The sequence below is a fragment of the Amycolatopsis echigonensis genome (assembly GCF_014174495.1).
GTDB classification, from domain to species: domain Bacteria; phylum Actinomycetota; class Actinomycetes; order Mycobacteriales; family Pseudonocardiaceae; genus Amycolatopsis; species Amycolatopsis echigonensis.
The window spans coordinates 88,184-110,253 of sequence record NZ_JACJHR010000011.1 but is presented as its reverse complement, the minus strand read 5'-3'; the positions used below and the strand labels follow the sequence as shown (position 1 = coordinate 110,253).

General features: G+C 70.3%; 27 protein-coding genes. 6 read left to right on the top strand and 21 right to left on the bottom strand.

Features of this window, described 5'->3' with window-relative positions:
- Positions 1-4 precede the first annotated feature (4 nt).
- From H5411_RS10590 to H5411_RS10525, 14 genes are all read right to left on the bottom strand, one after another.
- A complete protein-coding gene (locus tag H5411_RS10590; protein WP_183123679.1) occupies positions 5-1,720 on the bottom strand; it encodes an ATP-binding cassette domain-containing protein in 1,716 nt (571 codons plus the stop codon).
- Positions 1,717-3,840 (bottom strand): ATP-binding cassette domain-containing protein, encoded by a 2,124-nt coding sequence (locus H5411_RS10585; protein WP_183123678.1) that lies wholly within the window; start codon positions 3,838-3,840, stop codon positions 1,717-1,719. The genes H5411_RS10590 and H5411_RS10585 overlap by 4 nt, the downstream gene beginning before the upstream one ends.
- Complete coding sequence (locus H5411_RS10580) at positions 3,837-5,078, bottom strand: cytochrome P450 (RefSeq protein WP_158242477.1); 1,242 nt, start codon at positions 5,076-5,078, stop codon at positions 3,837-3,839. The genes H5411_RS10585 and H5411_RS10580 overlap by 4 nt, the downstream gene beginning before the upstream one ends.
- Positions 5,079-5,196: 118 nt before the next feature.
- Positions 5,197-5,340: a hypothetical protein gene (locus H5411_RS10575; protein WP_183123677.1), complete on the bottom strand. Its 144-nt coding sequence runs from the start codon at positions 5,338-5,340 to the stop codon at positions 5,197-5,199.
- A gap of 49 nt (positions 5,341-5,389) precedes the next feature.
- On the bottom strand, positions 5,390-5,539 hold the full coding sequence (locus H5411_RS10570; protein WP_158242476.1) for a hypothetical protein: 150 nt from the start codon (positions 5,537-5,539) through the stop codon (positions 5,390-5,392).
- Between the two features lie 22 nt (positions 5,540-5,561).
- Positions 5,562-5,711 (bottom strand): thiocillin family RiPP, encoded by a 150-nt coding sequence (locus tag H5411_RS10565; RefSeq protein ID WP_009085976.1) that lies wholly within the window; start codon positions 5,709-5,711, stop codon positions 5,562-5,564.
- A 13-nt stretch (positions 5,712-5,724) separates the two neighbouring features.
- Positions 5,725-5,883, bottom strand: a complete 159-nt coding sequence (locus H5411_RS10560; protein ID WP_143271399.1) for a RiPP peptide — start codon at positions 5,881-5,883, stop codon at positions 5,725-5,727.
- A gap of 50 nt (positions 5,884-5,933) precedes the next feature.
- On the bottom strand, positions 5,934-6,077 hold the full coding sequence (locus H5411_RS10555) for a thiocillin family RiPP (RefSeq protein ID WP_107503639.1): 144 nt from the start codon (positions 6,075-6,077) through the stop codon (positions 5,934-5,936).
- 37 nt (positions 6,078-6,114) lie between these two features.
- The gene (locus H5411_RS10550; RefSeq protein WP_183123676.1) at positions 6,115-6,252 is read right to left on the bottom strand and encodes a hypothetical protein; all 138 of its coding nucleotides are present in this window, start codon (positions 6,250-6,252) and stop codon (positions 6,115-6,117) included.
- A gap of 322 nt (positions 6,253-6,574) precedes the next feature.
- Positions 6,575-7,714: an amidohydrolase gene (locus H5411_RS10545; RefSeq protein ID WP_183123675.1), complete on the bottom strand. Its 1,140-nt coding sequence runs from the start codon at positions 7,712-7,714 to the stop codon at positions 6,575-6,577.
- Positions 7,705-8,313 (bottom strand): response regulator transcription factor, encoded by a 609-nt coding sequence (locus H5411_RS10540; RefSeq protein ID WP_037368971.1) that lies wholly within the window; start codon positions 8,311-8,313, stop codon positions 7,705-7,707. Before H5411_RS10540 ends, H5411_RS10545 begins: the two co-directional genes overlap by 10 nt.
- A complete protein-coding gene (locus H5411_RS48900; protein WP_101436458.1) occupies positions 8,310-9,431 on the bottom strand; it encodes a sensor histidine kinase in 1,122 nt (373 codons plus the stop codon). The genes H5411_RS10540 and H5411_RS48900 overlap by 4 nt, the downstream gene beginning before the upstream one ends.
- Positions 9,432-9,443: 12 nt before the next feature.
- Positions 9,444-10,301 (bottom strand): ABC transporter permease, encoded by an 858-nt coding sequence (locus H5411_RS10530; RefSeq protein ID WP_183123674.1) that lies wholly within the window; start codon positions 10,299-10,301, stop codon positions 9,444-9,446.
- Entirely contained in the window at positions 10,301-11,218 is a 918-nt protein-coding gene (locus H5411_RS10525; RefSeq protein WP_183123673.1) for an ABC transporter ATP-binding protein, read from the bottom strand. Before H5411_RS10525 ends, H5411_RS10530 begins: the two co-directional genes overlap by 1 nt.
- A gap of 111 nt (positions 11,219-11,329) precedes the next feature.
- Here H5411_RS10525 and ppk2 point away from each other — a divergent pair, with 111 nt between their 5' ends.
- On the top strand, positions 11,330-12,466 hold the full coding sequence (gene ppk2, locus H5411_RS10520) for a polyphosphate kinase 2 (protein WP_244194640.1): 1,137 nt from the start codon (positions 11,330-11,332) through the stop codon (positions 12,464-12,466).
- 17 nt (positions 12,467-12,483) lie between these two features.
- Here the strand turns inward: ppk2 and H5411_RS10515 are convergent, their stop codons facing one another.
- The 3 genes from H5411_RS10515 to H5411_RS10505 all read right to left on the bottom strand — a co-directional run bounded on the left by H5411_RS10515 (position 12,484) and on the right by H5411_RS10505 (position 14,869).
- Positions 12,484-12,849, bottom strand: coding sequence for a VOC family protein (locus H5411_RS10515; RefSeq protein ID WP_101436455.1), 366 nt, complete (start codon positions 12,847-12,849; stop codon positions 12,484-12,486).
- A gap of 10 nt (positions 12,850-12,859) precedes the next feature.
- A complete protein-coding gene (locus tag H5411_RS10510; protein WP_244194639.1) occupies positions 12,860-13,750 on the bottom strand; it encodes a hypothetical protein in 891 nt (296 codons plus the stop codon).
- A gap of 81 nt (positions 13,751-13,831) precedes the next feature.
- Complete coding sequence (locus H5411_RS10505; protein ID WP_101436453.1) at positions 13,832-14,869, bottom strand: tetratricopeptide repeat protein; 1,038 nt, start codon at positions 14,867-14,869, stop codon at positions 13,832-13,834.
- A 242-nt stretch (positions 14,870-15,111) separates the two neighbouring features.
- Between H5411_RS10505 and H5411_RS10500 the strand changes: the two genes are divergently transcribed.
- The gene (locus tag H5411_RS10500; protein ID WP_101436452.1) at positions 15,112-15,771 is read left to right on the top strand and encodes an HNH endonuclease family protein; all 660 of its coding nucleotides are present in this window, start codon (positions 15,112-15,114) and stop codon (positions 15,769-15,771) included.
- A gap of 13 nt (positions 15,772-15,784) precedes the next feature.
- Positions 15,785-16,438, top strand: a complete 654-nt coding sequence (locus H5411_RS10495; RefSeq protein WP_101436451.1) for an alpha/beta fold hydrolase — start codon at positions 15,785-15,787, stop codon at positions 16,436-16,438.
- A 639-nt stretch (positions 16,439-17,077) separates the two neighbouring features.
- Here H5411_RS10495 and H5411_RS10490 read toward each other — a convergent pair.
- From H5411_RS10490 to H5411_RS10480, 3 genes are all read right to left on the bottom strand, one after another.
- On the bottom strand, positions 17,078-17,497 hold the full coding sequence (locus H5411_RS10490; protein WP_167441930.1) for an ATP-binding protein: 420 nt from the start codon (positions 17,495-17,497) through the stop codon (positions 17,078-17,080).
- Between the two features lie 64 nt (positions 17,498-17,561).
- Positions 17,562-18,338, bottom strand: coding sequence for a SigB/SigF/SigG family RNA polymerase sigma factor (locus H5411_RS10485; protein ID WP_101436449.1), 777 nt, complete (start codon positions 18,336-18,338; stop codon positions 17,562-17,564).
- A complete protein-coding gene (locus H5411_RS10480) occupies positions 18,335-18,751 on the bottom strand; it encodes an ATP-binding protein (RefSeq protein WP_101436448.1) in 417 nt (138 codons plus the stop codon). The genes H5411_RS10485 and H5411_RS10480 overlap by 4 nt, the downstream gene beginning before the upstream one ends.
- Before the next feature lie 151 nt (positions 18,752-18,902).
- On the opposite strand from H5411_RS10480, the gene H5411_RS10475 reads away from it, so the two are divergent.
- From H5411_RS10475 to H5411_RS10465, 3 genes are all read left to right on the top strand, one after another.
- Positions 18,903-19,208, top strand: a complete 306-nt coding sequence (locus tag H5411_RS10475) for a WhiB family transcriptional regulator (protein WP_101436447.1) — start codon at positions 18,903-18,905, stop codon at positions 19,206-19,208.
- 223 nt (positions 19,209-19,431) lie between these two features.
- Entirely contained in the window at positions 19,432-19,785 is a 354-nt protein-coding gene (locus tag H5411_RS10470; RefSeq protein WP_101436446.1) for an STAS domain-containing protein, read from the top strand.
- Between the two features lie 62 nt (positions 19,786-19,847).
- Positions 19,848-20,633: a metal-dependent hydrolase gene (locus tag H5411_RS10465; protein ID WP_101440894.1), complete on the top strand. Its 786-nt coding sequence runs from the start codon at positions 19,848-19,850 to the stop codon at positions 20,631-20,633.
- Positions 20,634-20,640: 7 nt separating this feature from the next.
- Here the strand turns inward: H5411_RS10465 and H5411_RS10460 are convergent, their stop codons facing one another.
- Positions 20,641-21,981 carry a flavin monoamine oxidase family protein gene (locus H5411_RS10460; protein ID WP_101436445.1) on the bottom strand — a complete coding sequence of 447 codons (1,341 nt, stop codon included), beginning with the start codon at positions 21,979-21,981 and terminating at the stop codon, positions 20,641-20,643.
- Between the last annotated feature and the right edge of the window lie 89 nt (positions 21,982-22,070).

Below are 22,070 nucleotides of genomic sequence, written 5' to 3'. Positions count from 1 at the left end.
CCCCTCAGTCGAGCCGGCGGGCGGTGCCCACCAGCCGGGCGAAAGCCTCCGAACGGCCGGCCACCTCGGCGAACGTGCCGAGGGTGGCGATGCGGCCGTGCTCCAGCACGGCGATCCGGTCGGCCGAGCGGATGGTGGAGAGCCGATGGGCCACCACCACCCGGGTCAGCCGCAAGTCGTCCACCGCGCGCCGCACGAGTTCCTGCGCGGCGGCGTCGAGCGCGCTGGTCGCTTCGTCGAGCAGCAGCACGGACGGGCGTTTGGCCAGCGCGCGGGCCAGCAGCAGTCGTTGCACCTGGCCGCCGGACAGCCCGCTCTCGCCGTCGGTGACCTGAGTGTGCAGGCCCATCGGCAGCGCGCGGACCACGTCGGCGAGCTGTGCCGATTCCGCCGCCTGCCAGGCCAGGCGCAGGTCCGTCTCGCCGGCCGCCCCGCAGATCACCTCGGCGAGGGTGCCGCGCATGAGCGTGGCGTCCTGTGCGACGTAGCCGATCCGCGTCCGCAGCTCGTCGACGTCGCAATGGCGGACGTCCACGCCGTCCACCAGCACCCGGCCGCGGTCGGCGTGGTCGAGGCCGAGCAGCAGCCGGAGCAGGGTCGACTTGCCCGCGCCGGACGCGCCGACCAGCGCGACGAATTCGCCCGGTTCGATGCGCAGGGAAATGTCCTGCAGCAGGTCACGGGTCTGGCCGGGATAGCGGAAGCTCACGCCGTCGAGCACCACCGCGCCGCGAGCGCGGGGGAGCGGAACCGGGTCCGGCGGCGTTTCCGGACGCGTCGTGAGCACCGGCGCGAGCCGCGCGTGCACCGGGCCGATCGAGAACAGGCCGACCAGCGCGCCCTGCAGCCGCGCGGCGGTGAGGTTGAGCGTCATCGCGACCATGACCACGGTCCACTGCGCGGTGAACCCGAGCCCGGCGGTCATCGGCAGCAGTACAGCGAGCAATGCCGGATAGCACGCCACGGCCAGTGCGCTCGCGATCTCCGAGTACCGCAACCCCTTGTCGTCCGACCGTTTCTGCGCCGTGAACGCCTCGCGCCAGCGACTGACCACATAGGACTGCGCGCCGAACGCCCGCACGTCGTCGATGCCGAGCATCGCCGGATAGACCGCGGCCTGCACGTCGTCGACCGCGGCCAGCACGTCGGTGTCGTGCCGTTGCTGGCGCACGGAAAGCCACAGCATCGCGCCGAGCACCAGCCCGAACATCCCGGTGGCGGCGACCGCGAGCCACGGGTCGAGCAAGGCCAGCAACGCGACCGCGACGAGTGCGAACACCGCGTGCAGCGCGGCGGTCAGGCCCCCGCTGCCGAGGAGTCCGCGCAGCTGGCCGACGCCGCCGGCGAAGCCCATCAACCGGCGCAGCGGGTACTGGCGGAAGAACGCCGAGGGCAGGCTCAGCAGCCGATGCCACAGCGCGGATTCGAGCCGGTCCTGAGCCCGGTCGGTGAGGGTCAGCAGACCGCGTTCGACCACCGCGGTGGTCAGCAGCTGCAAGGCGAGCAGCCCGGCGAGCGCTCCGGCGGCGTACGGCACGGCATCGTGGTTCGCCGCGGCGATCGCGATGGCCAGCACCATGCCCGCCAGCGGCACGACGAATCCGAAGACCGTCGCCAGCAGGCCGAGCACGGCCGTGATCGCCAGCCGGACCCGTTCGCCGGCCAGTGCGAACGACAGCAGTCCGCGTCCGGTCATTCCTTCGGGCGGCAGCGTGGTCATCCGGCCACCTCCGCGAAGTCGCGATACCCGCGGGCGTGTGCGACGAGGTCTTCGTGCGTCCCGTAGACACGCACCTTCCCGCGGTCCAGCAGCACGACGGTGTCGTCGGCGCGGACTTCGGAAAGCCGGTGCGCCACCACGATCGTCGTGGTGCCACGGGCCCGCAGCGCCGCGTCGATCCGTCCGGCGAGAGCTGTTTCGACCGCGCTCGTCGCTTCGTCGAGTACGAGGACGCGCGGGTTGCGGGCGAGCGCGCGGGCCAGCGCGAGCCGTTGCCGCTCGCCGCCGGAGAAGTTGCGGGCCTGCTGGCTCACCGTAGCTCCGTCGACGCCGCCGCGCAGGGCGATCGTTTCGGTGAGCTGGGCGTCGGCGAGGGCGGCGGCGATCGCGTCGTCCGGCAGCCGCGTGCCCAGCTCCAGGTTTTCCCGCACGGTGCCCTCGAAGAACGCGGGCCGCTGCGGCACGTACCCGACCAGCGACGGCCGCACCGAAGGCGGAAGGTCCGCGGTGCGCTTCCCGTCGACCAGCGCCACGCCCGACCACGGCCGCACGAGTCCGGCCAGCACCTTCGCCAATGTCGACTTGCCACAGCCGCTCGGGCCCACCAAGGTCATGCGACCGCCGGGCGGCACGTCGAGATCCAGCGAGACCAGCAGCGGTTCGGCGTTGGTGTCGTAGCCGTAGCGCAGGCCGCGCACGGTGACGCGGCCCGGGCCCACGGCGACGGGTGTGTCCACATCGGACGGATCGGTCTCGGCGCCCGCCACGTCGTCGTACGCGGCGAAGCTGCTGCGCAGGCCGCCGATGCGGTGCAGTCCGGTGACCAGCCCGCCCGCGTGCAGCTGCCACACTCCGGCCAGCACGGCCACGGTGATGACTTCGCTGGGCGCGACCAGTGCGGTCAGCGCGAGGCAGACGGCGTACCCGACGGCGTGCAGTGCCGTGACGCCGAGCCCGAAGCTGTGCTCGCCCAGCGCGACTTTCCGTTGCGCGGTAAGCACTTTCCGCTGCGCCGCGGACCAGCGCGCGAACGCTTGCCGTCCGCTGCCTTCGGCCTTCACCGTGTCGATCGCGGAGAGCACGTTGAGCGAAAGCCCGTCGCGCGCCGACTGCTCGACCATGAGCGTCGACTGCCGTTCGGTGCCGGACCGGCGGCCGAGGCGCAGGAACAGGGCGGTGATCAGCGTGCTGCCGAGCAGGACCGCGGCGGCCGCAGGGGCGAGCACGGTCAGCACGACGAGCAGTCCGAGCACCGCGGCGGCGTTCACCGCGACCGGGAGCACCACCGTGGTGAGCTGCTGCGCGATAGTGTCGGCGATCTGTACCCGCGCCGCGACGCCGCCGGTGAACCGGCGGTGGAAGTAGCTGCCGGGCAAGCGCAGCAGATGCCCGACGAGTTCGCTCGACCGCGTGAGGGACGTGCGCAGGAGCGCTGCCGAAAGCAAGCGTTGCTGCGCCCAGCCCGCCAGTGCGACGCCGACTGCGGTGGCGGTCAGAAGCCACTGCGCACTCGGCCCGGCGGTCGCGGTGACCAACGACCAGGCGAGCAACGCGGCCGTGACCGTCAGCGCGGCGGTGAACACGCCCGCGGTCACCGCGCCGACGACCGCGGGCAGTCCCGCGCCGAGCCAGCGCATCGCGCGCGGCAGCACCCGCTGCGGCGCGCCACCGCGCGTGAACCCGGCACCGGGCCGGAAACCCAGGTACAGCCCGGAAAACCGGGTGCGGAACTCGGCCAGCGACAGTGTCAGCCTGCCCGCCGCCGGGTCGTGCAGCCGCACGCGGCCCTTCCGGCCGACTCGCTCCAGCACCGCGAAGTGCCGGTTGTCGACGAACACCACCCCGGGCGCGGCGAGTCCGCGCAAGGTGGCGAGGTCAGCTTCGGCTCCGGACAGCCGGACGCGCTTGGCGCTCACGGTGAGCCCGAACTGCTGCCCGCGCCGGGCGAGCGTCGCGGCGCTGATCCCGTCCCGTCCGCCGCCGCACGCTTGCGAAAGCTCCGGCCAGGTGAGGTGCTTGCCGAAACCGGCGAGCAGGATCCCGAGGCAGGCCGCGCCGCAGTCGGATTCCTCGACCTGGCGGAACTCGGCGCCCGCGCGGGAGCGGAAGCGGGTGCTCACCGCGCACCGCTTTCCGCGAGCGCCGGGGCGAAGGTCACCGGCAGCACGCGCGGGGTCGGAAAGGCCAGCGACTGCCGCCACGGCAGTTCGGCGAGCGGACGGCTCGGGGTCGGCAGCCGGTGGTGCACCGCCTGAAGCAGCGACTGCGCGGTCATCGCGGCCAGCGCGCTGCCAAGGCAGTAGTAGCTGCCGTGGCCGAACGCGACGTTGCCGGTGATCGGCCGATCCCACCGGAACTCCAGCGGCTCGGCGAACTTGCGCGGGTCGAGGTTGGCGGCGGCGAAAGCCAGGATGACGGTGTCGCCCGCCTTGAAGTCCAGGGTGCCGACGGACAGGTCGTGCGTGACCTGGCGCGAGCCGAACGCGACCGGCGTGCGCAGCCGGATCGCCTCGGCGAACACGCGGTCGGCGCGCTGCTCGTCGGCGGCCAGCGCCGCGGCGATCTCCGGGCGCTCGGACAGGACGACGAGCGTGTTGGCGAGCGCGGCGGTCACCGTGTCGAGGCCGGTCATGAACAGCAGGAGCACCATGTCGACGGCTTCGTCGGCGGAGAGCTTGCCGTCCTGCTGCGCCTGGGCAAGGTGCCCGATCAGGTCGTCGGCCGGTTCCGCGCGGCGCCGGGCGAGCTGGCCGGCGACGTACTCGCGCAGCTCGGCGAACTCCGCGGCGGTGATCGGCGGACCGGCCTCGGGATGCGCTTCGGCGAGAAAACCGGCGGCCAGCTGGTTCATCATGCCGGTCGCCCTCGCGGTGACCAGGTCACGGTCGGCCGGAGGGATGCCGAGCAGCACGGCGGTGACCCGCGCGGGCAGCGGCGTCGCGATGTCGGCCACGAACTCGGCCTCGCCGCGCCGGAGGGGTTCGGCCAGCAACTCGGCCACCACCTCGTCGATCCGGCCGCGCAGCGCGGCCAGCCGGCGGCCGGAAAAAGCTCCGGTGAGCACGCTTCGTAGCCGCTGGTGCTCCTCGGCGGCGCGCACCGACATGGTGCCGCTGAAGAAGCGAACAAACTGTGGGTTATCCCGGCGGACGTCCTCCTGGAACACCGGAGCCGCCATCGGGAAGCCGGGGTGGGTGCAGAGCCGGGTCACCAGGTCGTAGCCGGAAATGACCCACATCCCGTCGAACCGCACCACCGGTGCGCGTTCCGCGAGCTCCGCGAAGAAGCCCGGAGCGTCTTTGCCGAACGGCTCCTGACGGGCGAAGTGCCGCCACAGCCGCTGGACGATTTCTGCCATCCCCCAGTTCCTTTCTCGGCACGTGTTCATCCGCACCGCGTGGTCGCCGCCGGCTATAAAAAGATTCATCATTCGGCGGCGACCACGGGTGTGTGGAATATCGGCTAACGCGCCTGGATCAGGTGGCGCAGCCGTAGGTGCCGAAGCACACCGGGCAGCCGATGCTGCCCGCCGTTCCGAAACAATTGCTGGCTCCGGCCTCGGTGAGTTCCTCGATCACGAGCTCCTCGGCCTGCGGGGCCTGCGTGGTAGCGTTCTCCATGGCAACCTCCCTTCGAAATTCGTTTCGCCGCGGATGGGGCAGGGGATTGTCAGCTCGAGCTCGCGGTGCCGACCGTGCCCGCCGAGCTCGGGCACCCCGCGGTGCCCACGCTGCCGAGGCAGAAGCTGCCCGCCTGCGCGTCCGACAGCTGCTCGATCGTCAGCTCGGTCGTCGCCGGCTCCAAGATCTCTTCGTTCATGATGTTCTCCCTGTTCAGAGGCTCAGTGCGAGCTGACGGTGCCGTAGGAGCCCGCGCTGGAGGGGCAGCCGAACGTGCCGGCCGACCCGACGCACCAGCCGGCGCCGGTGGCGTCGGACAGCTCTTCGACGGTCAGTTCTTCGGTGAAGTCCTGCGACTCCTGCATGTCCATGTGCGTTGTCCTCTCAGGACCAGCTGAAGGCGGTGCCGATGCACGCCGGGCAGGTGGTGGAGCTGATGGTGCCGCCGGTGTTCGTGGTGCCGGCGCCGGCCACCTCGCCCAGCTCCTCCACCGTGATGTCCTCGGCGAACGCCTGCTCGACCTGGGTGTCGAACTCGTTCATATCGATCTCCTCGGATGTGCTGACCAGTGTTTTTCCGGATTCGGACGCGCTCAGCCGAAGCTGGAAGCGGTGCCGACGCTCGACGGGCAGCCCGCGCTGCCGATCGAGAAGGCGGTGCCGGCCGCGGTGGTCTCGACGAGCTCCTCGACCTGCAGCTCCTCCACCGCGTCCACGGCGTTGGTGATCTCCTGCATTCCTTTCACCTCCTCCCGCGATAAAAGCGAAGGGAATTCAGCTAGGGGTGCAGGCGACCGTGCCCTGAGTCCAGCCGTTAAAGCTGTAGCGGTACCGGTATTCCCCGCCCTGAGTACCGAGGTACTCCCATTCCGCCAGCTCGAATCCGACGTTGGCGAACTGTGTGCTCGGCACACACCTCGGCGGTGCCGGAACGGTGGCTCCGGTAGCGGATACTCCGGGCAAACCGGACACAACCGCGAAAGCGGAAATGACAGCAGCGGTCATCATGCAAGCCCCCCAGGCTTTTGATTCCCCAGTTTCGTGCTATTCGCTTCGAGCGATTCGCACAAGGCGAACGTAAACCAAACTCGGCACCCGGTAGACGGGTTACGCAGCGATATCACCCGTCTGGAGTAGTTAGCTGACAGCTAATTTAGGGTTCCCTTAGGAAAGTCATGCTAAGAGTGCATGGCTGCCTACGCTGCGGTCACCCTGAGTACTGACTCCGGATAGCTCAGCGTCCGGGCGCGAAGACCGCCTGCGCGGCGAGCACCAGCGCCCGCACGGCCGCCGGCAGTGCCTCGGGAGACGGGGCGAAGTCCGGCGAGTGGTTGGTTCCGCGGTCGCCGACGCCGAGCGTCCAGTAGCACAGGGGCGCGCCCTCAGCCAGGTGGCTCACGTCCTCGGCCGCGGCCACCGGCGGCGTCCAGGAGACGAGGTTCGGGCCGAGGGCAGCCAGCTGTGCGCCCCGCACGGCGAGCGTGAGCTGCCGGTCGTTGATCGTCGCGGGGGCCGAGCGGACCGTCTGGATCTCCGGCTCGACCGGTGCCCCGGACGCGGCGGCCTCAGCGCGGCACACGCGCTCCACCGCGGTCAGCGCGCGGCTCAGCGCGCCGTCGGTCGCCGAACGCACGCTCACTCCCAGCCGCACCCGGTACGGGATCACGTTGGCCGCGTCGCCCGCGTGGATCGAGCCGACCGTGACCACCACCGGCTCGGCCGGGCTGGTTTCCCGTGCCACCACCGATTGCAGCCGCACCACGAGATGTGCGGCCAGCACCACCGGGTCGACCGCGAGGTGCGGCACCGCGGCGTGCCCGCCCCGGCCGTGCACGGTGATCGCCAGTTCGGCGCACGGCGCGGTGATCGGCCCGGGCGAATGCCCGATCCGCCCCACCGGTCCCGGCACGGCGTGTTGGGCCAGCACCGCGTCCGGCTTCCCGAAAACGTCGTGCACGCCGTCGGCCACCATCGCCAGCGCGCCGTCGAGGGTCTCCTCGCCCGGCTGTCCCAGCACGACCAGCCTGCCCCGCCAGCTAGCCCGGTCCTCGGTCAGCTCCGCCGCGGCGCCGACCACGGCGGCGAGGTGCAGGTCGTGCCCGCACGCGTGCATCGCGGAACCGCTTGCGGCGTAAGACAAACCAGTGCGTTCGGTCAGCGGCAAAGCGTCCAGTTCGGACCGCAGCGCGACCGTGGGCCCCTCGCCGTTGTCCAGCGCCGCGACGACACCATGGCCCCCGATTCCCGGGTGCACGGTGAAGCCCAGGCCGGTCAGTTCCCGCGCGAGGACGGCGGCGGTGCGCTCCTCGGCGCCGGAGAGTTCGGGATGGCGGTGCAGGTCCTGATAAAGCTCGAACAGGTCCGTCACAGCCACCCGGCCTCCTCCGCGACGCGGTAGGCCGCCACCCGGTTGTCGACCTGCAGTTTCGTCAGGGTGCTCGACAGGTAGTTGCGCACGGTGCCCTCGGCCAGCGACAGCCGCGCGCCGATCTCGGCGGGACGCAGCCCGGCTCCCGAGAGCCGGAGCACTTCCAGCTCCCGATCGGTCAGCGGCGTCTCGCCGACCGCGAGCGCGTCGGCGGCGATTTCGGGGTCCACGTGCCGTCCGCCGGCGCACACCTTGCGCACGGCGTCGATCAGCGCGTCCGGCGAGATGTTCTTCGTGACGAACCCGCGCACCCCGGCCCGCATGGCGCGGTGCAGGTACCCGGGTTTGCCGTAACTGGTGACCACGAGAAGGGCACACGGGATGCCCTCGGCGTGCACCGCCTCGGCGACCTCCAGGCCGGACATGCGCGGCATGTCGATGTCGACCATGGCTCCGTCGGGACGTTCGCGCCGGATGGCTTCGAGCGCGTCGGCGCCGTTGTCCACGGCTTCGGCCACCTCGATGTCGTCGGCGAGGCTGAACACCGTGCGCAGGGATTCCCGGAGCAGGGCGTGGTCCTCGGCCAGCACGATCCGCAGGGTCATGAGTTTTTCCTCGGCAGGTCAAGGGGAACGCGAGCGGTGAGCACGAACTCGTCGCCCGCGCCGGTGTGGTCGAGCGTGCCGTGCACCGCGGCGAGCCGCTCGGCGAGGCCGGTGAGCCCGTGGCCGGCCCGGGCGCCCCCGGCGTGCGGCCGGTCATTGGAGATCCGGACGGTCAGCGCCGCCGGTTCGCGCACGAACTCGACGCGGCAGTTCTCCGCGGCACTGTGGCGCAGGATATTGGTGCCGCCCTCGCGGATCGCCGCGCCGATCGCCTCGGCCGCGGGTGCGGGCAGGTCCTCGGGCACCGGATCGGCGACCACCCGGACGCCGGCGAGGCTGAGGATCGACGACGTGCCGCGCAGCTCCTCGGCGAGGCTGGGCTGCCGGTAGCCGGCGATCACCTTGCGCAGTTCGGACACCGAACTGCCGGCGAGCTCGGCGATCTGCACGAACTGGTCGCGGGCGGCACCGGGGTCGGCGTCCAGCAGCCGCACCCCGAGTTCGGCCTTGAGCCGCACCACCGACAAGCCCCGCCCGAGCACGTCGTGCAGGTCGCGGGCGAAGCGCAACCGCTCCTCGACCACCGCCATCCGGGCCAGTTCGTCGCGGCTGGCGTGGACCTCGGCCGCGTAGGCGACCAGCAGCCCCATCCCGGCCAGCACGACGACGGTCACGACCGAGCGGAGCAACGTCTCGGCCACCGCGAACGCCGGCACGTCGTGCAGGAACGCGATCCCGGCCGTGCTGATCAGCACGAGCAGCGGGAAAAGCCAGCGTTTGGCTCCGGTGAAGCTGATCGCCGCGACCCCGGCGACCAGGGCGGGCAGCGCCAGCCACGCGGGTCCGAAGGCCAGCAGCAGCGCGTAGGACAGGCTGGTGGCGATGGCCACGTCGACCAGGTGCTCGCTCCGGGAGGACGAACGGCGCACCACCGACCACACGACGCGGCCGATGGCGGCCAGCAGACCGGCGCCGGCCAGCACCGCGAAGAGGACGTCGACCATCGGGGGCCGGGTGCTGAGCCAGAGGAAGAACCCTTCGCCGGTGAACGCGACGACCGTGCCGAGGATCAGCAGCGCGACGACGCGGCCCAGTGTCCCGGGGCTCCACCGGTCCACACGTCCTCCCGCCTAGCCCGTCCGTTTCGGGTCCCATTTGAAGAAGCGCTTGCCCAGGCCGAGGGAAACGCCGATCCAGGCACAGAGTAGTCCCAGCGGCATGACGCACGCCCGGAACGACTGCAGGAATCCGACTTCGCGGGGCAGCTGGGCGGTCGCGGGATTCGAAGCGAAGTCGCGGCCGAGGTAAGCGGTGCGCAGAATCTCGACCACCGAACTCGAGGGCAGGTACTGCACGGGAACCTGCAGGAAGTGCGGCATCTCCGACAGCGGGAAAACGATTCCGGACGCGAACATCATCAGGAACAGGAATGGCGTGACCAGCCACGTCGAGACCTCGCTGGTGGGCAGCAGTCCGGAAACGCCGATCGCCAGCAGCGCGAACGTGAACGCGCCCAGCACGACGCCGACCAGCAGCAACAGCGGGTTCGCCGGCGCGGGGCCGCCCAGGTAAACGAGCCCGAAAACCAAGAGCACCACTACTTGCGCGACGCTGGTGACGGATCCGCTCATGGCTTCTCCGGTCATGATCGCGGTGTCGGGCAGCGGGGTGCCGCGCAGCCTTTTGTAAATCAGTTTCCCGCGTCGGCTCGTCGCCGAGTTCACGACGTTGTAGACGATCCAGACGAGGACGAATCCCATCATCCCCGGCAGCAGGTACACGCCGCCGTCGATGCCGGCGACCTCGCCCTTGCCGTGCTGGCTCGCGGGCAATCCGATGCCGAGCCCGAGCGGAATAAGCACTCCGGTGAGCGCGAAACCGAGATCGCGCCAGTGCACCTTCTGCGACAGCAGGAATTGTGACCAGGTGTAGCGCCACCAGCCCAGCGATCGGCGGGCGGCGGGCAGCACGGGTGCCGCGGCAGTCATCAGCGCTCCTTCGCGGTGACAGCGAGGTCGGCCTCGTCGGCGACCCGCAGGAAGACGTCTTCGAGCGAATTGCGCCGGACCTCGAGTTCGGAGATCCGCGCGCCGGCCCGGTGGGCCCAGTCGAGCAGCCGGTGCAGGTCCGCCTGCGGATCGGTGCTGCTCAGCGCGTAGTGGCGGCCGTCCTGCGACACCCCGGCCACTTCGACCGGCACCGGAGCCTCGCTGACGAACGTGACCGTCGAGCCGTGGTCGGCCCCGATCACCTCGCCGACGGAGCCGTGGCGCACGATGCGCCCGCGGTCCATGATCGCCACGCGATCGGCGAGATACTGCGCTTCCTCCATGTAGTGAGTGGTCAGCAGGATCGCCATGCCGCCCGCGACCATGTTCTCCAGCACCCGCCACGTCCGCCGCCGCGCCTGCGGGTCGAGTCCGGTCGTCGGCTCATCGAGAAACAGCAGCTCCGGCCTCCCCAGGACGGCGAGCGCCAGGTCAAGGCGCCGCCGCTCTCCGCCGGACAGCTTCCCCACGCGCGTGTTCCCGACCTTGCCGAGGTCGACCAGGTCGATCACCTCGTCGATCGGCATCGCGTCGGCGGTGAAGCGCCGCCAGGCCCGGATCGACTCGACGACTGTCAGGTCGTCGAAGAACCCGGCCTCCTGCAACATGATCCCGACCCGCGGCGCGATCTTCTCGCGCTGCTGTGCCGGATCGACTCCGAAGACCCGCACACTCCCGGCCGAGGGCCGCCGGTACCCCTCCAGGACGTCCATTGTCGACGTCTTGCCCGCACCGTTGGTCCCCAGCAACCCGAAAACCTCGCCGGCGCGCACCGTGAAACTCAACCCGTGGACCGCTACGAACGACCCGTAGTCGATCCGCAGGCCGTCCACCTCGACTACCGTTTCCCTGCCCATGCCGACAGCGTCTCGCCGACCGCCCTGACCGGCACAGGAGCAGCCCTCACCGAACCGACGTGGATTTCGCAGGCGAGGCTCATGACAAACCTCATATCCGCAGGTCAGGGCATGCTCTGGGTGGCGGTCTGGAGGCACCTGCACTTCGCCGGGGCCTGGCTTGCCGTGAGCGAACAAGCGAATCTCGGGGTGCTCGGGACCGGCTTTTCGCCGGAAGGGCTGCGGTTCAACGGAATCAGCGGCGAGGAGTACAGAGTGGACTGCGCCAATCAGCTGACCGTCGCGCGGTTGCACCGCCTGCCGGTCTGGCAGCTGCCAGACACCTCCCGTTCACCTGTCCTGCTTAAGGTCGGCCGCATGTTGCGGGACGTGCGGGAGTACATCGATCGGCTCGAGATCGACGGGCATTCGGTCGGCGAGGACCACGATGACGATCCCGTGCTGATCGACGCGTTCGGCAAGGCGGTCGACACCTGGCGGGAGAACTATCCCTACGACGAGCGCATGCCGCGCGAGGAGTACGACCAGACCAAGTATCTGCTGCAGGTCGAACTGCTCAAGCTGCAGAACTCGATCAGCGAGACCGGCAGCCGGCACGTCATTTTGTTCGAGGGGCGCGACGCCGCGGGCAAGGGCGGCACCATCAAGCGGTTCATGGAGCATCTCAACCCGCGCCACGCTCGTGTCGTCGCGCTCGCCAAGCCCAGCGACCGGGAAGCGCATCAGTGGTACTTCCAGCGCTACGTCCAGCATCTGCCGACCGCGGGCGAGATGGTGTTGTTCGACCGGTCCTGGTACAACCGGGCCGGGGTCGAGCAGGTGATGGGGTTTTGCTCGCCGGACCAGTACGAGCAGTTCATGCGGCAGGTGCCGCTGTTCGAGGAAATGCTGGTGGAGAGCGGGATCACCGTCACGAAGTTCTGGTTCTCGGTGACCCAGGCCGAACAGCGCACGCGGTTCATCATCCGGCAGGTCGACCCGGTGCGGCAGTGGAAACTGTCCCCGATGGACCTGCAGTCGCTCGACAAATGGGACGACTACACCGCGGCCAAGGAGGCGATGTTCCTCCGCACGGACAACGATCTCGCGCCGTGGATCACGATCAAGAGCAACGACAAGAAACGCGCCCGGATCAACGCGATGCGCTATTTCCTGTCCCGGTTCGACTATGAGGGCAAAGACAAAACCGTGGTGGGGGAACCGGATCCGCTGATCGTGAAGCGCGGACGGGACGCGGTCGGCGACTGAATGTCCATAAAGGACAATCAGCCCTCGAGGAACTCCAGCCGGTTGCCGACCGGGTCGAAGGTGTGGAACCGCCGCCTGCCCGGGATTTCCGCGGGATCGGCCCACGCCACGGATCGGCCGGCGGCTTCGATCGCGGCGGCGACGGCGTCCACGTCGACCACGAACGCCGGGTGCGCCTTGAGTGCTGGACGGAAATCCGCCTCGACGCCGACGTGCAGTTCGCCGTCCGGGCCGCCGACGCCGGGCACCTGGAACCAGCAGCCGCCGCGGGCCGCCAGCAGCGGCGGTTTCGGCAGTTCCGTCCAGCCGAGCACACCGGTGTAGAAAGCGCGTTCGTCGTCCTCCGCGCCCGCTGGGCAGGCGATCTGCACGTGATGAATCATGCTGCGAAACCTACGCCAGCTCGGCGGGTTTCGGTTCCGGGAAAGCGTAGAACCGCACGGCCAGATCACGCGCCTCGTCGGACGGACCGGGTTTGCGGGCGGCGTAGCGGTGCACCAGTTCCAGGTACTCCGCTTGGAACTCCTTCAGGTCCTTGTAGCTCAGCCGGATGCCGGCGCGGCTCCCGGCGGTCCAGCCGTCGAAGGTGTCGCGATGCTCGGCGGCCCAGGACATCAGGCGCACCTCGCGGTCGTACTTCGCGTCGAGGTAGGCGGCCAGCTTCGGCCGGTCTTCCTCGGGGAAGTCCTCCGGCTTCGCTTCGTTCGTGCTCTGCGGGAGGGAGTGCCAGCGACCGTCGCGGGCACGACGCGTGTATCCGGCGTGGGTGAGGGTCAGCAGCGCGGCCGGGACGTCGATCGACGGGAGCTGCGCGCGCAGTTCGGCCGAGGTGGCCGGCAGCAGCCGGAGCAACCGCTGGTAGTTCGGGTTCGTGTGCACGGCGATGTCGCGCATGGTCAGCGGCCGCGGTCGCGCGTTGCCGGCGAGCAGGGCGCGCGCTCGCAGCATCAGGAACACCGCGATCGGCACTTCCGCGACCAGCGCGGTGCCGATGCTGGCCCACTGGTCGGGACCGCCCCAGTCGAGGACGACGTCGAACCAGGCGTCGCAGCACAGCAGCGCGGCGGTCGCGGCCAGCATCGGCACCGACGCGCGGCTGCGGCGCATCCCGAGCAGCACGGACGCGGCGAAACACAGCAGCAGGACGATGTCGAAGCCGACCCAGGCGACCCGCCACTGGCTCGTGTCGAAGTGCTCGGGCAGGGTCAGCCCGAGATAGACCGTCCACGGCACCAGGAACACCGCGATGCCGGCGAGGACGGCGAGAAGCAGGCGTCGGAACACTTCATCGACGCTAGCCGCGCCGGTGCCGGACAACATCCGGGAAGATCCCGGAGATCGACCCCGAGACGAGGCGCGCAGTGTCTACTGTGGACGGTCGGCGGCGAGGGCCTGCCAATGGTCGGCTTCGGCGGTCGCGCCGCGGGCGCGCAGCATCCGGGTCAGGCTCAGCATGCCCTGCACGTCACCGGTCTCCGCGGCGACGCGGAAGCAGCGTTCGGCCTGTGCCAGGTCGCTGCGGGATTCGGCGAGATGTCCCAGGTTGGTAAGCGCCGGGATGCTGCCGTGCTCGGCGGCCTTGCGGTACCAAGCCGCGGCCTCGCCGTCGTCGCGGCGATTGCGGGCGAGAACGCCGAGGTTGGTCATCGCCGCCGCGTCGCCCGCCTCGGCGGCTTCGAGGTACCAGCGCTCCGCCTCTTCGAGGTCGCCCCGGCGATGCAGCAGCAGTCCCAACCGCACCTTCGCCTCGACGTGCCCGCCTTTCGCGCCGCGACGGAACCACCGCTCGGCGTCGCCTTGCCGGTCCGTCCGTTCCGCTTCCCGGCCCAGCAGGCAGGTCGCGGAGAGTTCGCCCGCGTCCAGCGCGGCTCGCCACCAGTACGCCATCTCGTCGGGCGCGCCGAGTTCTCGCAGGACCGTGCCGAGGTCCAGCATCGCCGTCGCGTTGCCGTCCTCCGCGGCCGTGCGGCACCAGCCCTCGGCCTCGGCGTATCGGCCGTCTTCGACGAGCAGGTGACCCAGCAGTCCGGCTGCTTCGGTCGCACCGGCTTGGAACGCGGCGGCATACCAACGTTCGGCGTCGTTGAGATGACCCTGGTTTTCGCAGGTACGGGCGTATCCGAGCATCCCGTGCGGCTCGCCGGCCTGCGCGGCTTCGTGGTACCAGCGGGCGGCCTCGTCGTCGGCTCCGCGTTCGGCCAGCAGGTGGGCCAGCGCGGTCATGGCGATCCGGTCACCGCCCGAGGCAGCCCGGCGATACCACTGTTCGGCCTCCGCCGTGTCGCCGCGTTCGCGCAGGTCGGCGGCGACCCGCGTCATCGCGACGAGGTTGCCGCCCTCCGCCGCCTTCCGGCGCAGGTAGTCATCGACGCGTGTGTTCCAGTTCCGCAGCCGCCCGGGCATCTCGCACCCGCTCCTTTCCGGCTCCCCACTGAAGACAATCGTTCGCGCCGCCGAGGACGTGACACCTTCGCGAGCGTTATCCACCCCCGCTGATCTGCGCTTTTTCGTTGGCGGGCAACGACTGGCCGGACGTGGTCCTTGCCACGGCTCGAACGCTGCCGAGAGTGTCTGCGCGATTACCGGCCCGGCGACAGGCATACTCCGGCTCCCCGAACTCCCCGCCCGAGAGGATTCCGCGCACCATGGCCCGGCCGTTCCCCACCAAGCGCACCGTGCTGCTCGCGGTCGTGCTGCTCATCGCTGTCGTCGGGTTTTGGTACGGCCAGCGCGAAGTCGGCGACACCCCGTCCGAGGCGGCACCGGCCTCCGCCGCGGACGCGACGAAGCAGCTGTCCGAGCTGAAGATCGGCGCGCGCGGCACCATGACCGGCTATTCGCGCGACAAGTTCAAGCACTGGGACAGCCAGGGCGACAGCTGCGACACCCGCGAAACCGTTCTCAAGCGCGCGGGCAAGGACGTCAAGGCGGGCAGCGACTGCAAGCCGACGTCGGGCACCTGGCTGAGCGTGTACGACGGCCAGACCTGGACCAAGCCGACTCAGCTCGACATCGACCACATGGTCCCGCTCGGCCAGGCCTGGGTGAGCGGCGCGCGCGACTGGACGCAGGAGAAGCGCGAGCAGTTCGCGAACGACCTCACGCGCCCGCAGCTGTTCGCGGTGACGGCGAGCGTGAACCGGCAGAAGAGCGACAAGGCTCCGGACGAGTGGAAGCCGCCGCTGGTGTCGTTCTGGTGCACCTACGCGACCGACTGGGTCACGGTGAAGCACTACTACGGGCTGACGATCACGGACATGGAGAAGAACGCGCTGCAGGACATGCTGAAGCGCTGCCCAGCGTGACAAGCTGGGCCCCATGGCGACTTTCGCGCTGATCCACGGGGGCGGCGGCAGCGGCTGGGACTGGCACCTGGTCGCCGCGCGGCTCAAGGCGTCCGGCCACGAGGTCGTGGCCCCGGACCTGCCGATCGAGAACCCGCAGGCCACGTTCGCCGACTTCACCGACACCGTGGTCGCGGCGATCGGCGACGCCGCGGAAGTCGTCGTGGTCGGACATTCCTACGGCGGGTTCACCGCGCCGCTCGTGGCGGAGCGGGTCGGCGCGCGGCTTCTCGTGTTCGTCGCCGGGATGGTGCCCGCGCCAGGCGAGGCTCCGGGGGAGTGGTGGGGCAACGTCGGCTTCGAATCGGCCGACGGACTGAGCGTCGCCGAGCAGTTCATGGCGGACGTTCCGGCCGAGCTGGCGGAGGAGAACGAGCGCCGCGGCCGGGATCAGAACAGCGCCGAGTACAGCGTGCCGTGGCCAGGCGAGCGGTTGCCGGACGTGCCAACAAAAGTCCTGCTCTTCCGCGACGACCGGTTCTTCTCCGCGGACCTGTTGCGCCGGGTCGCGCGCGAACGGCTGGGACTGGACGCGGACGAGATGGCCGGTTCCCATCTCGCGCTGCTGAGCCGTCCGGACGAACTCGCTGACCGCCTCCTGGCCTATTACGCGGCGGTGGCTGGCTAACATGTCGCAACCGCGACAGTGCGAGGCAGTGACGTGAACCCCGGCTCGCCCCGAATCTTGTGCGATGACGTGGAGATCACGAGGCCATCACTCTCGGCCGCACGCGGCTCACCGGTGCCTGGCCCCGGTGAGTGGCACGCCGTCACCTTGCTCACCGGTGACGTCGTGCACGTCGAAAGTTTCCAGGGCGGCAGGCAGATCGCGACGGTCCGGCCGGGCACGGGGCGGAGCACGTCCGCTTCACCCAGTCCGAAAACCCGCGCGGTTATCCGCAGGATCTCCGAGACCTGTGCCGCGCTCAGCCCCAGCTGCTCGCCCGCTCCTCGTCCCCAGTCACCCCGATTGCGTCCAGCATCCGGCGTCCGGCGCTGTGGATCGGACTCGCGTCCGCAGCGCTCTTCCTCGCCGGGATCGCGTTCCTCCGGTTGCCGGTGACCGCCCTCTCTTCGGCCCCGGCGACCCACCGGATTCCGTCACCAGCGTCCGGGTCGGCTGCGGGACGGCGTTCAGCTCGCCGGAGACCGAGACACACGCCGAAGCGGGCTGTGCGGCGGCCGAACGGCCGCGCACGATCGTCGGCTGGCTCGGGGGCGGACTAGGGGTGCTCGGCGCGGCCGGGCTCGTGGTGGCCAGCCGGCGTCAGCTGAGGCCGAACGCCGCCCAGACGCACTTCCCGCCCTCGGCCGGGTCGTAGCCCCAGCGCCGGGACAGCGCGTGCACCAGCTGAAGTCCGCGGCTGCGCGCCGCGGACGGAAGAACCGGCTCTTTCAGCTGCGGAAGGGAGGCCGAGGTGTCGAAGACCCGCAGCATCAGTTCGCCGTGCTCGATCCGGAGTTCGAGCCGGTCTGGCCGGTCGCCGTGCTCGAAGGCGTTGGTGACCAGCTCGGAAGTCGCCAGCAGCACGTCGTCGCGAAGCTGGGCGGGAACGTCGAGCTGGGCGAGCGCGGCGCGGACCTGTGCCCGCGCGATAGCGGGCGCGGTGACGTCGTCCGGAAGCTCCAGGCGCACCGTGGCGGCGGCCGCCTCGGTGCCCCTGGTCGGCATCCTGGACGTCGTCATGGGTTCTGCACCTCCCGGCCGCTGTTGTCGCATGTGGTGTTTACCCAACTCGGCCGAAAGCGAATCAGGTGCCCTCGGTGATGTCAGTCTCGGCCAGTCCGGTACGGAGCCTTTTGAGCGTCGCCGCGAGCAGCCGCGACACCTGCATCTGGGAAACCCCGACGCGGCGCGCGATGTCCGACTGGCTCATCCCGGACCCGAAGCGCAACGCGACGATCTTGCGTTCGCGCTCGGGCAGGCTGTCCAGCATCGGCCGCAGCGCCTCGCGCAGTTCGGCCTGGCCGAGGTTCGCGTCCGGCGCGCCGAAGCGGGTGTGCGCGGAGTTCTCCAGCAGATTGTCCAGCGAGGCCCCGTAACGGCCCTGTCCGGCCCGCAGGCCCTCGTAGACGTCCTCGATCGGCACGCCGAGATGGCTGGCGATCTCGCTGGGCTTCGGCGCACGCGAAAGCCGCACGGTCAGTTCCTCGCGTGCGGCCGAGATCGTGGCGTTGAGCTCCTTGAGCCGTCTTGGCACCCGGACCGACCAGCTGTTGTCGCGGAAGTGGTGGCGAAGCTCGCCGGAGATCGTCGGCACCGCGAAGGCCAGGAAGTCGGTGCCCTGCGAGGGGTCGTAACGGTCCACCGCGTGGATCAGGCCGACGGTCGCGATCTGCACAAGGTCGTCCATCGCCTCGTCGCGGTTGCGGAATTTCCGGGCGAGGTTGCGCGCCAGTTCGAGATGCTCGCGCACCAGCTGGTCCCGGATCTCCTCGCGGCGGGGCGAACGCTCGGGCAGCTCGGTCAGCTCGTGGAACAGTGCTGCCACGTCGGTGGGCTGGTCGCCGCCGGCGGGGTTCGTCACGAGCTGGCCGCCTCACTCTCCCGGACCAGTTGCACCCGGGAGAGGTACCGGCCGTCGGCCGGGGTCACGGTGCGTCGCGCCGAGGTCGCGAGCGCGGTCAGCAGCTGCCAGGACAGACCGGTCTCGTCGCCGTGGTCGGCGCGCTCGGAGACGACCGACACAGTGACCTCGATCCGGCCCTCCAGCCAGGAGAACACGCAGGTCAGCTTGCCGTCGGCGGCCGAGGGCAGCAGCATCGAGCAGGCCTCGTCCACGGCCATCCGCAGATCCTCGACCGCGTCCAGGTCGAAATCCTGGCGCATGGCGATGTCGGCGACGATGGTGCGCAGGGTGGGCACCACGTGCGGGATAGCCGCCGTCCGCACCTCGATGAGCTGTGCGTCCTCGCGCTCGAGCGGGGCGTTCTCCTCCACGTGCTTTCCTCTCTCCGGCGTGCCACGCCAGTCTTTCGTGCCCGATCTGCCACATGCCCGGGGGGTGAGCAAACCAAACCCGCGTTTGACCGCCGCGACCGGCGGGCATGTAGCCGTCGAGTGTGCTGATCCCGGGAAAGGTGGGGACGACATGGCTGACGTGAGCCGACTGCCGAATGTGGTGGCCGAGGAGTGGGAGTGGCAGCTTCAAGGCTCGTGCCGCGGAGCGGACAGCAGCCTGTTCTTCCATACCGACAACGAGCGCGGCTCCGCGCGTGAGCGCCGCGAGTCCCGCGCCAAGGCGATTTGCCACACCTGCCCGGTGCTGGCGCAGTGCCGCAAGCACGCGATGACCGTCGAAGAGCCCTACGGGATCTGGGGCGGGCTCGGCGAGATCGAGCGCCGCGAGCTGTTCATGCGCGAACGGCGGGCGAAGCGCAAGAAGGTGTCCGCCTGAGCTGATCCGACCCCCCGCGACCCGCGCGCCCACCTGCGGTGCGCGGGGTGCTGTGCGTCCGCCGGTCGCCCGCGAGCCAGGGGGTAGCCGTGTGCCGACGCGGCGGCGGTCACCCACTGGGTTAGGGTTGGGTCTCCAGATGCTTTGGGACCGTGACACGGTTGCCGCTTGAGACAACAGGCGCGTACCGGCGCAGGAGCAGCGCCTGACGAGGAGAAACTGCATGCCCGCAGCCGACCAGAACGCCACTCCGCCCGGATTCGGCATCACGCTGGACACCGCGGCCGCCGAGCCGAGGGTGGTGGTCACGGGTGAGCTCGATCTGCTCACCAGCCCGCAGCTGCAGGAAGCTCTTGCCGGGTTGATCGCGGACAAGAATTCCCGTCGCGTGGTGGCCGACCTCACCGGGGTGACCTTCTTCGACTCATCGGCGCTGAACGTCGTCCTGCACGCCCAGCGGCAGGCCGGGGAACAGCAGGTCGAACTCGAGGTCGTGCCGAGCCCGGCGGTCAGCCGGGTGATCGAGCTCACCGGGGTGGCCGAACACCTGAGCGTGTCGGAGGAACCTCCGGCCTGATCTCCCGATACGGTCGCGCGGACTGAGTAAAGTGGTCCGCGACCTGGGGGATAACCATCATGATGGGGCGCACGCACGCCCTGACCGGCTGGTGCGCTGGGCTTGCCCTCGCGCCGGCGGTAGGCGTCGGCACAGTGCACCAGGCGGTGGTCTTCGCGGCCACCACGGCAGGGTTCGCGCTGCTGCCGGACCTGGACCACCCCAGCGCCAGCGCGACCCGCCTGTTCGGCTGGCTGACCGGCGCGCTGTCCTGGCTGCTGCGCCGGCTGTCCGCGGCTGTCTACGCCCTGACGAAGGGCCCGCGCGACGAAAAGGGGCCCGGCACGCACCGGCACCTCTCGCACACCCTCTTGTTCGCTGTCGCCCTCGGCGCGGCTACCTCCGCTGGCTGTAGTGCCGGTGGGGCTTGGGCCGTGCTGGGAGTGTTGCTGTTCGGATTGCTGCTCGCTGTCGGTGCCCTAGGCGACTGGCTGCTGCTGCTCTACGGCGGCGCGGTGGCCTGGTGGTACTTCACCGCGCCGGACGACCGCGTGGCTCAGTTGGCGGACATCTCCGGCTGGCTCGGCGTGGCTGTCGCGGCGGGCTGTTTCGTGCACTGCCTCGGGGATTCGCTGACCGAGTCGGGCTGCCCGTTCCTGTTCCCGCTGCCCATCGCGGGGGAGACCTGGTACGAGCTCCGCCCGCCGAAGCCGCTGCGGCTGCACACCGGCAAAAAGGTGGAGACGCGGCTCGTGTTCCCGGTGTTCGTGCTGGTGGGAGTGTTGCTGGTGCCGGGCGTGTGGGACTGGACCGTGGCCGCGGTGGAGCATTTGTTCACTCCGGCGGCTTCGCAGACCGCGACGCACTGAGCCCCGCTCAAAGCCGCATGATTTCTTCCGCGACAGCGCTGCCGGACCGCACCGCGCCCTCCATGTAGCCGTTCCACTCCACCGCGTACTCCGCACCTGCCCAATGGATCCGGCCGACCGGCGGCCGCAGCGCATCGCCGTAGCTGGTCCACACTCCAGGGGCGAAGTGGGCGCCGTAACAACCTCGGGTGAATTCCTCGGCGCTCCAGTCCTTCTCGACGTACGCGGTCGGTTCGGCGGCCCGCGGCCCCAGGTAGCGGACGAAGGAATCGAGCACGGCCTGCCGGCGCCGGTCGGCGGGAAGACGCTGCCAGCGCCGTGCCTCGCCGCCCTCGACGAAGCCCAGGAGGACGCCGATCTCGCCGCCCGGCGGGGAAACGTCGAAGGTGACCTTGACCGGGCCGGTGTCGCAGGCGACCTGCCCGTTCAGCCCCTGCTCGCGCCAGAAGGGGGTGGGGTACGCGGCGAACGTCTTGGCGACGGTGCCCGCTGGCAGCTTCTGGGTGAGCTGGTCGCGCCAGGCGGGCAGCACCGGGTCGTACCGCAGCCGTCCGGCGAGCGTCGGCGGGAGGGCGACGACGACCCGGTCGCCGGTGAAGGTCTGACCAGCGCGCGTGGTGACCGTGACCCCGGTCCCGTCGTGGGCCACTGACGCGACCGGCGTCGACAGCCTGACGTCGAGCCCGTCCGCGAGTCGTTGAGCCACCAGCACGGAGCCGCCGACGACGCGGTCCTGCTGTGCGCCGCGGTCGACGGCGAGGAGGGTCTCCAGGTCCGCGTTGCTGACCGCGTAGAACAGCGCGTGCAGCAGCGACAGGTCGCTGGCGTCGGCGGCGAAGACGGCTTCGGTCGCGACCCGGAAGTACGCCCGCCCGCTCGGGGTGCGCAGGTTGCGCCGGACCCAGGTCTCGAAGGTCTGGCTGTCGAGCAGGCGCGCCTTCGGATGCGTCCACGGCTGGGCTGGGTCGATGCTGCGGGCCAGCCGGCCGAAACGGGCCAAGCCCTGCGCTAGGTCGGCGAGCGCGACCGGGTTGAGCCGCGGCACGGCGCCCTTGGCTCCGTTGACGAGGGTGCGCCGGCCGCCGAGCTGGACGAGTGTCTTGCCTTCGTCGTTCCACGTGCGGAAAGTCGCCAGGCCGAGTTCCTCGACGAGCCCGTGCATCCGGGAATGGCCCTCGCCGATCCAGGTGCCGCCGAGTTCGATCGGATGGCCTCCGAGCTCGCCGCCCTCGACTCGCCCGCCGACCCGGTCGCGAGCTTCCAGGACGACTGTCTCGGCTCCGGTCTTGCCGAGCTCTCGTGCGGCGGAGAGTCCCGCCAGTCCCGCGCCGACGACCACGACCTTCATGGCTCGCTCCCTCGCGTTCCGAAGATTCGGTCAGCCGACCGATTTGGAGCAGCGTAAGGAGCGCCGCCGGGGCTGGCAAGGGGTCGTGG